The sequence below is a fragment of the Streptomyces gossypii genome (assembly GCF_025165795.1).
In the GTDB taxonomy this organism is placed as follows: Bacteria; Actinomycetota; Actinomycetes; order Streptomycetales; family Streptomycetaceae; genus Streptomyces; species Streptomyces gossypii.
Genome location: NZ_JAJAGO010000004.1, coordinates 308,147 through 322,816, shown reverse-complemented (window position 1 = coordinate 322,816; position 14,670 = coordinate 308,147). Strand labels below are relative to the sequence as shown.

Here is a 14,670-nt window from a genome sequence, read left to right as displayed (position 1 = left end):
CCGCCTCCGCCAGGGACACCTCGGTGCCGGAACCGGCACCGAGGCCGGAGCGGGCCGAGACCGCTCCGGCCTCACCGCCCGCCGCCGAGTCCGGCCCGCCGCTGCCGCCCGCCTGGCGCGTCCTGCTGGGGTACGTCCGCCCCTACCGCCGCTGGCTGCTGCTCGGCGGGCTGCTGAGCCTGGCGACCGGAGCCACCGGCCTGGTCCTCCCGCTCGCCGCCAAGCAGCTCGTGGACAACCTCGGCGACGACCGCCCGGTGGCGGGCGCGCTGGTGCTGATGACCGCGCTGGTCTTCTTCAACGCCTCCGTCGGCGCGCTCGGCACGTTCGTCCTGCGGCGCACGGCGGAATCCGTTGTGCTCACCGCCCGCCGTGGGCTGGTCTCGCATCTGCTGAGGCTGCGGATATCCGCCGTCGACCATACCGAGCCCGGCGACCTGATGGCCCGCGTCACCTCGGACACCACGCTGTTGCGTGCCGTGACCACGGACTCCCTGGTCGGCGCGGTGACCGGGGCGCTGACGCTGCTGGCCACCCTGGTGATGATGGGCGTGCTCGACCTCGTCCTGCTCGCCGTGACCGCGGGCGTGCTCGGCTTCGCGGTCCTGGTCATCGGGCTGCTCGTCCCGCGGATCAACCGGGCCAGCAAGGCGGCCCAGGAGTCGGTCGGCGTGATGGGCGCGGCCCTGGAGCGGACGCTCGGCGCCCTGCGTACGGTCAAGGCGTCCGGCGCCGAGCACCGCGAGGAGGAGGGGCTGCACGCCGCCGCCAAGGAGTCCTGGCGGGCCAGCGTGCGGGCCGCCAAGTGGTCCGCTCTGGCCGGCAACACGGCGGGGATGGCCTCCCAGATCGCCTTCCTCACGGTGCTCGCCGTGGGCGGGGCGCGGGTGGCTTCCGGGGCGGTCGAGATCGGCACCCTCATCGCGTTCCTGATGTACGTCTTCTATCTGATGATGCCCATCCGGGAGCTGGTCAGCGCCGTCACCGAGTACCAGGTCGGCTCGGCGGCGGTCGCCCGCATCCAGGAGGCGCACGCGCTGCCCACCGAGCCGGAGCGGTCGGATGCCCCGGGGGCCGCTGCCCCGCTCCCCACCGTCGGGGCGCAGCCGCGGCCTGCCGCGCTGTCCTTCCACGACGTGCACTTCCGCTACGCCCCCGACCTCCCCCCGGTGCATCACGGGGTGTCGTTCGAGGTCCCCGCCCGTGGCATGACCGCCTTCGTCGGCCCGTCCGGGGCCGGGAAGACCACGGTCTTCTCGCTCACCGAGCGCTTCTACGAACCGACGGAGGGCTTCATCCGACTGGACGGGCGGGACATCCGCGACTGGCACGTCGCCGAGCTGCGCGCCGCCATCGGCTATGTCGAGCAGGATGCCCCGGTGCTCTCCGGTTCGCTGCGCGACAACCTTCTGCTCGGCGCGCCCGGTGCCCCTGACGAACAGCTGCGCGAGGTCCTGCGCACCACCCGGCTCGACCCGCTTGTGGACCGGCTGCCCCAGGGCCTCGGCACCCTGGTCGGCCATCGGGGGACCAAGCTCTCCGGCGGTGAACGCCAGCGCGTGGCCATCGCCAGGGCGCTGCTGCGCAACCCGCGGCTGCTGCTGCTGGACGAGGCGACCTCGCAGCTCGACGCGGTGAACGAGGCGGCGCTGCGCGACACCGTCTCCGACACCGCCCGGACCACCACCGTGCTCGTCGTCGCCCACCGGCTGTCCACGGTGACCATGGCCGACCGGATCGTGGTCATGGACTCCGGGCGCGTACAGGCAGTGGGCACTCACACGGAACTGCTGGCCATCGACCCGCTCTACGCCGAACTGGCGGCCACCCAGTTCCTTAGCGAGGCTTGAACGGTATGGCGCGCACCACCCGGAACATCCGCCACGGCCCCGGCGTTTCCCGTTCATGCGTTCAACTGGAGGTCTCATGACCGGAATGCGGCCCGCTTCGTTCGGCGCCGAGCCCACGGGGGAGCGGTTGGCGCGGATACAGCGCTCGCCGCAGTACGACATGTCGGCCGGAGGCTTCCGCAATCCGCCGCACGCGGCGACGAGGCCGCCCGGGGAGGGAAACTCCCGGCTGGAGATGCTCCGCGCGCTGCTCAGCCGCAAGGGCCGCAGGCCCGACGCGCCCCTCCCGCTCCAGCGGCCGGATCTTTCCACCCCGCCCGCGTCCGGCCTCCGGCTGACCTGGCTCGGCCATGCGACGGTGCTCGCCGAGATCGACGGCCGCCGGGTGCTGTTCGACCCGGTCTGGGGGGAGCGCTGCTCCCCCTTCGCCTTCGCCGGGCCCCGCCGCTTCCATCCGGCGCCGCTGCCGCTGTCCGGGCTCGGGCGGCTGGACGCGGTCGTCATCTCGCACGACCACTACGACCACCTCGACCTGCCCACGATCCGGGCGCTGGCCCGCTCGGACGTGCACTTCGCCGTCCCGCTGGGTGTCGGCGCCCATCTGGAGCGCTGGGGCCTGAGCCCCGACCGCTTCACGGAGCTGGACTGGCACGAGTCGGTGCAGCTCTCCGGGCTCACCCTGACCGCCACCCCCGCCCGCCACTTCTGCGGCCGTGGCCTGCGCAACAAGCAGCGCACCCTGTGGGCGTCCTGGGCGGTGGCGGGGCCGGACCACCGGATCTTCCACAGCGGTGACACCGGCTACTTCTCGGGCTTTGCCGACACCGGCGCACAGTACGGTCCCTTCGACGCGACGATGATCCAGGTCGGGGCCTACAGCGACTTCTGGCCCGACATCCACATGACCCCGGAGGAGGGCGTCCGTACCCACCTCGACCTCTCCGGCGGCGCGGCCTCCCGGGGTGCACTGCTCCCCATCCACTGGGGCACCTTCAACCTGGCCCCGCACCCGTGGCGGGAGCCCGCCGAGCGGATGCTCACGGCCGCCGCCGAGGCGGACGTCCGGGTGGCGATACCGGCCCCGGGCGGGTCCTTCGATCCCTCCGCCGAGCTGCCGGTGGCGCCGTGGTGGCGTACTCCGGGCGCGCCCGCCGCGAGCCGTCAGGAGGCCGGGGCCGCGACGCGTCCGGCCGCGCGGGCGCCCGAGCCGGAGACGTCCGGCAGGACGGGCGCGTAGGCGGGCAGGCGCGTAGGCGGGCAGGCGTCAAGGGTTCTCGGGGGAAGGCCGCTGGTCCGCGTGGAGACGGCCCAACGCGGCCTGCTGAGCCCTGTTGAGCCGCTCCGGACCGGCGGTCGCGTGCAGGGCGTGGTGGACACGGTCCGGCGTCCAGCCCAGTGCGGCGGCCAGCTCTTCAGCCGTGAGTGACGGGCGGGTGTGGACGAGCGCGGCGAGGAGGGTCAGCGCGTCGTCGAGGACGGCTTCGGCGGGCCCGCCCGCCATGTCTTCGCTCAGGCGCGCGAAGAATCGGCTCATGTGGTTCAGTCGGGCTCCCGCCGGTGTGGCGGGGTCGAGGATCTCGACGCCCCGCTGAGCGGCTTCCGCCCACATCGCGTGAGTGCGCGCGCTCGTCGTCCAGGCCCGGAGCCAGACGTCGTCGTCGATGACGTATCGCTCGCGCCGCCGGCGGGGGTCGCGTTCCCGCCGGACCACCTCCAGCTCCTCCAGGTATCCGATGGCCTTGGACACCGACGCGGGACTGACCTGGAGGTCACGGACGAGTTCGGCGGCGGTCAGAGTGCCGGAGTCCGCGGTGAACAGGCGGGCGAGCACGCGGGCCGCCATCCGGGGGACCCCCGTCCGGACCATCATCGCGGCGAACTGCTCGGCGAATCCACGCACCTCCCCGGGGTCACGCCCGTGGGCGTCGCGGGCGGTCGGCGGTTCCGCGGGCGGAGCCGTCCCGCGGCGGCGGGCACGCCGTCCGGTGGCGAACTGGGCGCGGTCCGCACGGTAGCTGTCGGTTCCGCCGTTGCGGATCACCTCCCGGCTGACGGTCGAGGTGGGCCTGCCCAGTTGCCTGGCGATCTCGGCGTAGCGGAGCCCTTGGGTCAGCCCCGAGGCGATGTGCTGCCGGTCCTGCTGGGTCAGCCTGCCGCCCGGCATCCGCGTTCGCCTCCCGTTGTGCCGATGGTCCGCCCAGTGTGCGTTCACCATCAGTACATTGCAACGCTCCGCCGGTCCACTTGTGCATTAACGCGCATGGTCATTGCAATTCTCTGCCCGGAAATCACGCATAAATCAGCTGAATTCCAAGCTTCGGCGTTGACCAAACAGGAAACGCAACGTAGCTTTCGCGGCGATCGGAAAGAGCGGGGTGAGCTGATGGCGACGAGCGGGGAAATCGTGCTCGATGTCGAGGGACTGCGTATGCGTTACGGCACGACCGATGTTCTGCACGGCGTGACGTTCGGGGCGCGCCAGGGGGAGGTGCTGGCACTGCTCGGGCCGAACGGCGCGGGCAAGACAACCACCATCGAGATCATGGAGGGGTTCCGGGCGCGCTCGGCGGGCCGGGTCCGGGTGCTCGGCACGGACCCGGCGCACGGCACGGAGCAGTGGCGGGCCCGGCTGGGCGTGGTGCTCCAGTCCTGGCGTGACCACGGCCGGTGGCGGGTGCGTGAACTGCTCGCCCATCTCGGTACGTACTACGCCCCCTACTCCACCGACGCGATCCGGCGGCCGTGGGACACCGGGGAACTCCTGGAGGCGGTCGGCCTGAGCGAGCATGCGGACCGGAAGATCAGGACGCTGTCCGGCGGGCAGCGGCGCCGGCTGGATGTGGCGATCGGCCTCGTGGGCCGACCCGAACTGCTGTTCCTGGACGAGCCCACCGCGGGCTTCGACCCGGAGGCCCGGCACGAGTTCCACGGCCTCGTCCAACGGCTCGCAGACGACCGCGAGACCACGGTGCTCCTCACCACCCACGATCTGGACGAGGCGGACAAGCTCGCCGACCGCATCCTGATCCTCGCCGGAGGGCGGATCGTCGCGGACGGTCCGGCGGACGACTTGGCGCGGCGGACGACGGCCGCGGACGAGGTGCGATGGACGCGCGACGGACGGAACTTCGTCACGTCGACGCCCGGATCGACCGCGTTCGTGCGCGGGCTGTTCCACGCGTACGGCGAGGAGATCAGCGGCCTGGAGGTCCGCCGGGCCTCGCTGGAGGACACCTATCTGGAGCTGGTGCGGCAGGGCGAGGCCGCGGCGCGCGAAGCGAAGGCGGCACAGTGATGATCCCGGCGATGACCCCGGCGGCCACGGCCCTGCGGGCGGGCTGGGCCCGTGGCCTGATCGAACTGCGGCAGTCGTTCACCAACGCCGGGGATCTGCTGGCGCATCTGCTCTGGCCGGTGCTGATGCTGGCCGTCCTGTACTTCATGCGGGACAGGCCGTTCGGCTCCGAAGGACTTTTGCTCGGCACCCTGGCCCTGCCCAGCATCCTCGGGATGAACGCCGCGATGGGCATGGTCAGCATGGCTCAGACGCTCACCGCCGAACGCGAGGACGGGACACTGCTGCGCGCCAAGGCGACACCGGACGGGATGCGGAGTTACCTCGTCGGCAAGGTCGTCACGGTGGCCGGGGGGCTGTTCGTCCAACTCGCCATCCTGCTCCTGCCCGGGTTGCTGATCATCGACGGCCTCGCGGTCGGCAGCCTGGACGCCTGGCTGACCCTGACCTGGGTGCTGGTGCTGGGCATGCTGGCGACCCTGCCGCTCGGCGCGGTCCTGGGCTCGGTGTTCACCAGCTCCCGTGGCCAGGGACTGCTCCAGCTGGTCGTGCTCGGCATGATCGCGGTCTCCGGCATCTTCTATCCGATCACCTCGATGCCGGAATGGCTCCAGGGGACCGCCCACTTCTCGCCGGTCTACTGGCTCGGCCTCGGCATGCGGTCCGCGCTGCTGCCGGAGAGCGCGGTGAGCGTCGAGATCGGCGGGTCCTGGCGGCAGCTGGAGACCGTGGGCGCGCTGGGAGCCTGGGCCCTACTGGGCCTGGCGGTCGCGCCGTTCGTCCTGCGCCGGATGGCGCGCGGGGAGTCCGGGTCGAGCGTGGCAGCGCGCCGCGACAGGGCCCTGCGACGGATCGGTTAGGGCGGGCTGAAGTGCGGACGGACCGGCTCCCCCACGTCACCGGTCACCTGGAGGAACGGGGCAGGCGGAGGCTCAGGAGGGTGATGACCGCCACCGTTGCCAGTTGGGCGGTCAGGGACCAGGCCAGCGCCTCGCGCATGCCGAGGCTGGGGGCCAGCGCCAGGAACAGGGCGCCGATCAGGGCCATGCCCAGGGCGATGGAGGACTGCTGGACCGTGGCCATCACTCCGCCGCCCACGCCCGCCTTCTCGCTGGGAATGTCCGCCAGCACCATCCGGACGGCCACCGGCATGATCGAGCCCTGACCGAAGCCCGCCAGGGCCAGGCCCGGTGCCAGCTCCAGGAAGCTCAGGCCGTCCCACGCGTTCAGCACCGTCAGCACGAGGACCGTCAGGCCCGCGATCTGGATGAGGCCACCGCCCGCGATGACGCGGCTGCCGTAGCGGTTGGTCAGGCGTGGCCCGGCGAGCGAGGCGAAGAAGAAGGCGACCGCGTACGGCACCAGCGCCGTGCCCGCCTCGACGGGCCCGTAGTCCAGCCCCTGCTGGAAGGCGATGGCGATGACGAACATGAAGCCGCCGAAGCTCCCGACGGTGAGCGAGACCAGGGGCAGACCCTGCCGCATGCCCGGCAGGGCCAGCAGGCTCGGCGGCACCAGCGGTGTACGGCCCGCGCGTTCCGCACGGCGCTCCACGGTCGCGAAGGCGACGGCGAAGAAGGGGAACGCGGCCAGCGAGAGCCAGGACCACAGGGGCCAGCCTGCCGCCCGGCCCTCGGTCAGAGGCACCATCAGCGTGACCAGGGCGGCGGCGAGCAGCAGGGTGCCCGGTACGTCGATGGGGGAGGGGCGCTCCGAACGGGTCTCCGGGACGGTGCGCCAGACCAGCACCAGACCGATCAGCACGGCGGGCACGTTGACGAGGAACACCGACCGCCAGCCGGTCCCGAAGAGGTCGGCGGAGACCAGTACGCCGCCGAGTATCTGTCCGGCGACCATGGCCAGCCCGGCCGTGGCGCCATAGAGGCCGATGGCGCGGGCCCGGCGCTCGCCCGTGGTGGAGGACTGGATGGTGGCGAGCACCTGCGGCAGCATCATCGCGGCCGAGGCGCCCTGGGCCGCTCGCGCGGCGATCAGGGTCCAGGCGTCCGGGGCGAGCCCGCAGGCGAGCGAGGTGACTCCGAAGGCCGCCAGCCCGGCCAGGAACAGCGTGCGGCGGCCGAACATGTCGCCGAGCCTGCCGCCGAGCACGAGCAGCACGGCGTAGGCGACCCCGTAGCTCGCGATGACGAGTTCGAGGAGTGCCTCGTCGGCGTTCAGGTCGCGGCCGATGCTGGCGAGGGCGACATTGACGATGAAGAAGTCGATCAGTGGCAGGGCCGCCCCGAACAGCACGGTGAACAGGCCGAGCGGGCTCAGCGGGGAGCCGGTGGCTGCTCCGGGCGCCGGGCCGGGCGTGGCGGTGGGCGCGGGGATGCGGCGGACACGGGGCAGCACCTCGGCCCCCGAGTGCGGGACGGGATGCGTGGGCGGACTCTGTGCGGTGGATTTGCTCACGGTGCTGACACTGCGGCACGCCGCAAGCTGGTACCAGAGTGTCTTTATCCTGGTACTGCCGCTACCTGGAAACGGGCTGCCGCCGGCCGCATGATGGACTGATGAGCATGGCTGTGGACGGGACAGGCGACCAGGCGGGGAGCACCAGGGGTGTGGACGGCGGCGGGGTGCGCCGCCGGGAGCTGGCGGCCTTCCTGCGCAGTCGCCGCGAGCGCATCGCCCCCGAGCAGGTGGGTCTGCCCCGTGGGCGCCGCAGGCGTACGCCGGGGCTGCGCCGGGAGGAGGTCGCACACCTCTCGGCAGTGGGCGTCACCTGGTACACGTGGCTGGAGCAGGCGCGCGACATCCAGGTGTCGCCGCAGGTCCTGGACGCCCTCGCCCGTGCCCTGCTCCTCGATCCGACCGAGCGCTCCCATCTGTTCGCGCTGGCGGGCGCCGCCGACCCCACGCCCGGCAAGGAGTGCAGCAGTCCCGTATCGGCCCCGCTGCGCCAGATGCTGGAGCAGCTGGAGCCCTACCCCGCCTGTGTGCAGAACGCCCGCTACGACGTCCTGGCCTACAACCGGACGTACGGCAAGCTGCTCTGCGATCTGGACGCCCTTCCGTACGAGGACCGCAACTGCCTGTGGCTCACCTTCACCAACCCCGAATGGCGCGCGGCGCTCGTCGACCGGGAGCAGACGCTCCGCCTGATGACGGCGAACTTCCGGGCGGCCATGGCCGGGCATGTCGCCGATCCCGTCTGGAAGGCGCTGGTCAAGCGGCTCCAGTCGGCGTCGGAGGAGTTCTGCGAGGTCTGGGACCGGCATGAGGTGGTCGCTCCCGCGACGAAGATCAAGCGCTTCCGGCACCCGCAGGTGGGCCTGCTGCACTGCAACCCCACCCGGCTCTGGCTGGGCAGCGGCCAGGGGCCGCGCCTGGGCGTCTATGTCCCGCACGACGAGGAGACCCGCGAACGGATGGAACGGCTCCTCGCGCGGATACGCGACAATGAGGAGGCCACCTTCCAGCCGCAGCCGCAGTTCCGCTCCCAGCCGCCGCCCTACGAAAGGCTCACCGCGCGATGACCCTGCCGCCTCCGCTCCGGATCGGTCCGCACACGGTCTGGCCCCCCGTCGTGCTGGCCCCGATGGCGGGGATCACCAACGCGCCGTTCCGGACCCTGTGCCGGGAGTTCAGCGGCGGCAAGGGGCTGTTCGTCAGCGAGATGATCACCACTCGCGCGCTGGTCGAGCGGAACGAGAAGACGATGCGGCTCGTGCACTTCGACGAGGGCGAGAAGCCGCGCTCCCTCCAGCTCTACGGCGTGGACCCGGCAACCGTCGGCAAGGCGGTGCGCATGATCGCGGACGAGGACCTGGCCGACCACATCGACCTCAACTTCGGCTGCCCCGTGCCCAAGGTGACCCGCCGGGGCGGCGGCTCCGCGCTGCCGTACAAGCGGAACCTGCTGCGCGCGATCCTGCGCGAGGCGGTGACGGGCGCCGGCGGCCTGCCGGTGACGATGAAGATGCGCAAGGGCATCGACGACGGGCATCTCACCTATCTGGACGCGGGCCGGATCGCGGTCGAGGAGGGCGTCACCGCCATCGCCCTGCACGGCCGTACGGCGGCGCAGCACTACGGCGGCACGGCCGACTGGGAGGCCATCGCCCGCCTCAAGGAGGCCGTGCCCGAGATTCCGGTGCTCGGCAACGGCGACATCTGGTCGGCCGCTGACGCGGTGCGGATGGTGCGCGAGACCGGCTGCGACGGTGTCGTGGTGGGGCGGGGCTGCCTGGGGCGGCCCTGGCTGTTCGGCGACCTGGTGAACGCCTTCGGCGCGGGCACGCCGGATTCGCCCGCCGGGTCCGCCGAGCCCACACTGCGGGAGGTCGCCGAGACGATGCTGCGGCACGCGCGGCTGCTGGGTGAGTGGCTGGAGGACGAGGCGCGCGGCGTGATCGACTTCCGCAAGCACGTGGCCTGGTACACCAAGGGCTTCTCGGTGGGCTCGGAGATGCGCAAGCGGCTCGCGGTGACCTCCTCCCTGGAGGAACTGGGCGCCCTGCTGGCGGATGTGGATCTGGACCAGCCCTGGCCGTCGGGCGCCGACGGCCCGCGCGGGCGCACCTCCGGGCGCAACCGGGTCGTACTGCCGGACGGCTGGCTGGCCGATCCGTACGACTGCGCGGGCGTCGGCGCGGACGCCGAACTGGACACCTCCGGCGGCTGACGCGGAGCGAGGCACCCCTCGTCCGGGGGCCCGTCGTCCGGAGGTGTCAGGACCCCGCGTCGGCGCCCTCCTCCAGGCGGAAGCCGACCTTCAGGCCGACCTGGAAGTGCCCGATCTGCCCGTTCTCGATGTGGCCGCGTACCTCGGTCACCTCGAACCAGTCCAGCTCGCGCAGCGTCTCGGAGGCCCGGCTCACCGCGTTGCGGATGGCGGCGTCCACTCCTTCGGACGAGGTGCCGACGATCTCTGTCACCCGGTAGGTGTGGTCTGACATCACGCTCTCCGTTCGCTGGAGGTGCTGGGGCGTAGAACTGTCCCCCACGGTGCCCCGATGACGCGGAGGCATGCGAACGGAAGCACCGCCGGTTGGCCGAAGGTGCCGTTATGGGAGGAACGTGGCGTATCAGGGCCACGGCGTGGCCCTGATACGCCACGAACGAGGGTGGGCGCTCAGCCGGCGGCCGGGCGCGTGGCGGACTGCCCCTCGCGGCGCTCCAGGATCGTGCCCCAGTGCTCCCAGGCCCAGTCCTGCACGGCCTTGTAGGGCACCAGCAGACTCTCGCCGAGCGGGGTCAGCGAGTACTCGGTGCGCGGCGGGACTTCGGCGAAGATCTCCCGGCTGACCAGACCGTCTCGTTCCAGGCCGCGCAGGTTGGCGGTCAGGACCTTCGGAGTGATCCCGGTGACCGCCTTCCGCAGCTCCGTGAAGCGGCAGGTGCCCGCAGCCAGATTGAGGATGATCAGCACGCTCCACTTGCTGCCGAGCAGGTCGAGTACGGGCCTGCTGGGGCAGTCGAGCGTATCGGCCAGCAGGACGGCGGTTCCGCTCCCGCGCTGGTCGGGGTCAATGGTATCCACAGGGTGACAATAGCACTTGAAGGTGCCTGGTATCCGTGGGAAACAATGGTGCGACCTGCGGAGTTGATCCGTGTGACGGCGAGTGAAGTGCGCGCTCGGCTCCGGCCGCCGTCGTCTGTCCGTGACTCTCCCTCTTCACCTCTAAGGAAAATCATGAGTACCCTCGCGCTCTTCGGCGCCAACGGCACCATCGGCCTCCGCATCCTGCGCGAAGCGCTCTCGCGCGGGCACGAGGTCACCGCCGTCGTCCGCGACCCGGCCAAGCTGGCCGGTGAGGATCATGCCCGGCTGACCGTCACCACCGGGGACGTCCGGGACCCGGTGTCCGTCGCGGCGGCGGCTTCCGGATACGACGTGCTGGTCAGCGCGGTCGGCGGCGGTTACGAGGACGGCGCCGCGCACGCCACGCTGGTACGTGAGGCCACGGCTGCGCTCGTCGAAGGGCTGCGTTCCCTGGGCGCGGAAGCGCCGCGGCTGATCGCGGTCGGCGGCGCGGGGTCGCTGCGGACCGCTGACGGCAGGCGGGTGTGGGACGCCGAGGGGCTGCCCGAGCTGGTACTTCAGGTCATGCACGGGCAGGGTGACGCGCTGGACTACTACCGCACCGTCACGGATGTCGACTGGACCAGCATCAGCCCGGCGGCGACCATCGAACCCGGCGAACGTACCGGCACCTACCGCACCGCGTTGGAGGACCTGGTCACCGACGCCCAGGGCGAGAGCCGGATCAGCGCGGAGGACTACGCGGTCGCGCTGGTCGACGAGATCGAGGAGCCCCGGCACCGGGGCGAGCGTTTCACCGTCGGCTACTGACGTCTCGCCGTAGCTGATTTTTGGGTGGCACTGAGTGCCTTCAAGTGCTTCAGGGGTGTCCGGATCGTGGGATCCGGGTGCCCCTGACGGCGTGATGCTCGCCACTCTGATCACTTGCATGCTCATGTGAGCGCTCATCTGTGAGTTCTAGAACTCCAACGAGCACCCCAAGTGTTTACCATCCCTTGGTATGTGAGCTGAAGAACTCACTCGCACTCCGTATTGATTCACCCCTGACCCCTCACGCAGTGCAGTCATGTGTTCGATGCCTGAAGGTCTCGGCATTCGGCGTGGGATTCCAGCCACTTTTGATCATTCGGCGGATGGGTGGTTACACCCGCATGGCGTGGTGATGGACGCGCTCCTACGCCTTCGATCTGGGTACGCTCCCCGCCGTCAGGGCAGCCGTCCGCGAGGAGTCGAGTCCCGTGTCGGAGTACTCGGAAAAAGAAGCAACCCACAAGTTCGTCTACGACTTCACCGAGGGCAACAAAGACCTCAAAGATCAACTGGGCGGGAAGGGTGCCAATCTCGCCGAGATGACCAAGCTGGGTCTCCCGGTGCCACCCGGATTCACCATCACCACCGCCGCATGCAAGGTCTACCTCGAATCCGGCGTCGCACCCACGGCACTGAGTGACCAGGTGAGCACACATCTGGAGGCCCTCGAGGCGAAGATGGGCAAGCGGCTCGGCCAGCCGGACGACCCGCTGCTCGTCTCCGTCCGCTCCGGCGCCAAGTTCTCCATGCCGGGCATGATGGACACCGTCCTCAACATCGGCCTCTCCGACGAGTCGGTGCAGGGGCTCGCGGCCCAGGCGGGCGACGAGCGCTTCGCCTGGGACTCCTACCGGCGGCTCATCCAGATGTTCGGCAAGACCGTGCTGGCGGTCGACGGTGAACTCTTCGAGCAGGCCCTGGAGGAGGCGAAGCGGCGCAGGGGAGCGGCCACCGACGTGGAACTTTCCGCCGAGGACCTCAAGCAGCTCGTCGAACAGTTCAAGGCGATCGTCGGCAAGCAGGCCGGCCGCGAGTTCCCGCAGGACCCCCGCGAGCAGATGGACCTGGCCGTACAGGCCGTCTTCGACTCGTGGAACGGCGACCGCGCCCGGCTCTACCGCCGCCAGGAACGCATCCCGCACGACCTGGGCACCGCCGTCAACATCTGCTCGATGGTCTTCGGCAACCTCGGCCCCGCCGCGGATTCCAGGGGAGGCGGCACCGGCGTCGCCTTCACCCGCGACCCCGCCACCGGCCAGCAGGGCGTCTACGGCGACTACCTCCAGAACGCGCAGGGCGAGGACGTCGTCGCGGGAATCCGCAACACCGTGCCGCTCGCGGATCTGGAACAGCTCGACAAGACCTCGTACGACCAGCTGATGCAGATCATGGAAACCCTCGAAACGCACTACAAGGACCTGTGCGACATCGAGTTCACCATCGAACGCGGCAAGCTGTGGATGCTCCAGACCCGGGTGGGCAAGCGCACCGCCGCCGCCGCCTTCCGGATCGCCACCCAGCTCGTCGACCAGGGGCTCATCGACGAGGCCGAGGCGCTTCAGCGGGTCAACGGCGCGCAGCTGGCGCAGCTGATGTTCCCGCGCTTCACCTCGGACGCCCAGGCCCAGCAGCTCGGCTGGGGCATCGCGGCCTCCCCGGGCGCGGCGGTCGGCAAGGCCGTCTTCGACTCGTACACCGCCATCAAGTGGTCGCGCTCCGGCGAGAAGGTCATCCTGATCCGCCGCGAGACCAACCCCGACGACCTGGACGGCATGCTCGCCGCCGAGGGCATCCTCACCAGCCGGGGCGGCAAGACCTCGCACGCGGCCGTCGTCGCCCGAGGCATGGGCAAGACCTGTGTCTGCGGCGCGGAGGAGCTGGAGGTCGACACCAAGCGGCGGCGGCTGACCACGCAGGGCGGCACGGTGATAGAGGAGGGCGACCTCGTCTCCATCGACGGCTCCTCCGGCAAGGTCTACCTGGGCGAGGTGCCCGTCGTCCCGTCACCGGTCGTCGAGTACTTCGAGGGCCGCATGCACGCCGGCGCTGACGACGCCGACGAGCTGGTAAAGGCCGTGCACCGGATCATGGCGTACGCCGACCGGATGCGGCGGCTGCGGGTACGGGCCAACGCCGACAACGCCGAGGACGCGGCCCGTGCACGGCGCTTCGGCGCCCAGGGCATCGGACTGTGCCGTACCGAGCACATGTTCCTGGGAGAGCGGCGCGAGATGGTCGAGCGGCTGATCCTCGCCGACACAGAATCCCAGCGGGACACCGCCCTCGCCGGTCTCCTCCCGCTCCAGAAGGGCGACTTCGTCGAGCTGTTCGAGGCGATGGACGGCCTCCCGGTGACCGTACGGCTGCTGGATCCGCCGCTGCACGAGTTCCTGCCCGACATCACCGAGCTGTCCGTACGCGTCGCCCTCGCCGAGTCACGCAAGGACGCCAACGAGAACGATCTGCGCCTCCTCCAGGCCGTGCACCGGCTGCACGAGCAGAACCCGATGCTGGGGCTGCGCGGCGTACGGCTGGGGCTGGTCATCCCCGGCCTGTTCACCATGCAGGTACGAGCCATCGCCGAGGCCGCCGCCGAGCGCAAGATCACGGCCAAGGGGGACCCGCGGGCGGAGATCATGATCCCGCTGGTGGGCACCGTGCAGGAGCTGGAGATCGTACGGGAGGAGGCGGAAACGGTCATCGCGGAGGTCGAGGAGACCTACGGAGTCGACCTCGGACTCACCCTCGGCACGATGATCGAGCTGCCCCGGGCCGCGCTGACCGCCGGCCAGATCGCCGAGTCGGCGGACTTCTTCTCCTTCGGCACCAACGACCTCACCCAGACGGTGTGGGGCTTCTCCCGCGACGACGTGGAGGCCAGCTTCTTCACGGCCTACCTGGAGAAGGGCATCTTCGGCGTCTCCCCCTTCGAGACGATCGACAAGGACGGCGTCGGCGCGCTCGTACGCAGCGCGGTGGAGGCGGGCCGCGCCACCCGCCCCGACCTGAAGCTCGGCGTCTGCGGCGAGCACGGCGGCGACCCCGAGTCGGTGCACTTCTTCCACGAGGCGGGGCTGGACTACGTCTCCTGCTCGCCGTTCCGCATCCCCGTGGCCCGCCTGGAGGCGGGTCGCGCGGCGGCGGGCGACGTGAGCTGACAACCTCCGGGGCGCCCGTCGTCCCCCGACCCTCACGGCGTCGGAACGCCCCGGCCCGGGGGCGGC

Annotated in this window: 12 protein-coding genes; 8 read left to right on the top strand and 4 right to left on the bottom strand. The window is 71.0% G+C overall.

Annotated elements, in window-relative coordinates:
* The first annotated feature begins 101 nt into the window (after positions 1–101).
* A complete protein-coding gene (locus LHJ74_RS10590) occupies positions 102–1,850 on the top strand; it encodes an ABC transporter ATP-binding protein (protein WP_260217870.1) in 1,749 nt (582 codons plus the stop codon).
* Positions 1,851–1,926: 76 nt separating this feature from the next.
* A complete protein-coding gene (locus LHJ74_RS10585; RefSeq protein ID WP_260217651.1) occupies positions 1,927–3,087 on the top strand; it encodes an MBL fold metallo-hydrolase in 1,161 nt (386 codons plus the stop codon).
* Between the two features lie 27 nt (positions 3,088–3,114).
* On the opposite strand, the gene LHJ74_RS10580 is transcribed toward LHJ74_RS10585, so the two are convergent.
* Positions 3,115–4,014: a GbsR/MarR family transcriptional regulator gene (locus LHJ74_RS10580; RefSeq protein ID WP_446033484.1), complete on the bottom strand. Its 900-nt coding sequence runs from the start codon at positions 4,012–4,014 to the stop codon at positions 3,115–3,117.
* 219 nt (positions 4,015–4,233) lie between these two features.
* Between LHJ74_RS10580 and LHJ74_RS10575 the strand changes: the two genes are divergently transcribed.
* Both LHJ74_RS10575 and LHJ74_RS10570 read left to right on the top strand, forming a co-directional pair.
* Complete coding sequence (locus LHJ74_RS10575; RefSeq protein WP_260217649.1) at positions 4,234–5,145, top strand: ABC transporter ATP-binding protein; 912 nt, start codon at positions 4,234–4,236, stop codon at positions 5,143–5,145.
* A gap of 11 nt (positions 5,146–5,156) precedes the next feature.
* The gene (locus tag LHJ74_RS10570) at positions 5,157–6,005 is read left to right on the top strand and encodes an ABC transporter permease (protein WP_260217648.1); all 849 of its coding nucleotides are present in this window, start codon (positions 5,157–5,159) and stop codon (positions 6,003–6,005) included.
* Between the two features lie 43 nt (positions 6,006–6,048).
* Here the strand turns inward: LHJ74_RS10570 and LHJ74_RS10565 are convergent, their stop codons facing one another.
* Positions 6,049–7,500 carry an MFS transporter gene (locus LHJ74_RS10565; RefSeq protein ID WP_375546724.1) on the bottom strand — a complete coding sequence of 484 codons (1,452 nt, stop codon included), beginning with the start codon at positions 7,498–7,500 and terminating at the stop codon, positions 6,049–6,051.
* A gap of 167 nt (positions 7,501–7,667) precedes the next feature.
* On the opposite strand from LHJ74_RS10565, the gene LHJ74_RS10560 reads away from it, so the two are divergent.
* Complete coding sequence (locus LHJ74_RS10560; protein WP_260217868.1) at positions 7,668–8,627, top strand: MmyB family transcriptional regulator; 960 nt, start codon at positions 7,668–7,670, stop codon at positions 8,625–8,627.
* Positions 8,624–9,775, top strand: a complete 1,152-nt coding sequence (dusB, locus tag LHJ74_RS10555; protein WP_260217647.1) for a tRNA dihydrouridine synthase DusB — start codon at positions 8,624–8,626, stop codon at positions 9,773–9,775. The genes LHJ74_RS10560 and dusB overlap by 4 nt, the downstream gene beginning before the upstream one ends.
* Positions 9,776–9,821: 46 nt before the next feature.
* On the opposite strand, the gene LHJ74_RS10550 is transcribed toward dusB, so the two are convergent.
* Both LHJ74_RS10550 and LHJ74_RS10545 read right to left on the bottom strand, forming a co-directional pair.
* Positions 9,822–10,049: a dodecin gene (locus LHJ74_RS10550; protein ID WP_260217646.1), complete on the bottom strand. Its 228-nt coding sequence runs from the start codon at positions 10,047–10,049 to the stop codon at positions 9,822–9,824.
* Between the two features lie 176 nt (positions 10,050–10,225).
* Positions 10,226–10,633 carry a winged helix-turn-helix transcriptional regulator gene (locus LHJ74_RS10545; RefSeq protein ID WP_260217645.1) on the bottom strand — a complete coding sequence of 136 codons (408 nt, stop codon included), beginning with the start codon at positions 10,631–10,633 and terminating at the stop codon, positions 10,226–10,228.
* 153 nt (positions 10,634–10,786) lie between these two features.
* Here LHJ74_RS10545 and LHJ74_RS10540 point away from each other — a divergent pair, with 153 nt between their 5' ends.
* Positions 10,787–11,446 (top strand): NAD(P)-dependent oxidoreductase, encoded by a 660-nt coding sequence (locus tag LHJ74_RS10540; protein ID WP_260217644.1) that lies wholly within the window; start codon positions 10,787–10,789, stop codon positions 11,444–11,446.
* A 428-nt stretch (positions 11,447–11,874) separates the two neighbouring features.
* The gene (gene ppdK / locus LHJ74_RS10535; protein WP_260217643.1) at positions 11,875–14,604 is read left to right on the top strand and encodes a pyruvate, phosphate dikinase; all 2,730 of its coding nucleotides are present in this window, start codon (positions 11,875–11,877) and stop codon (positions 14,602–14,604) included.
* The last annotated feature ends 66 nt before the right edge of the window (positions 14,605–14,670 follow it).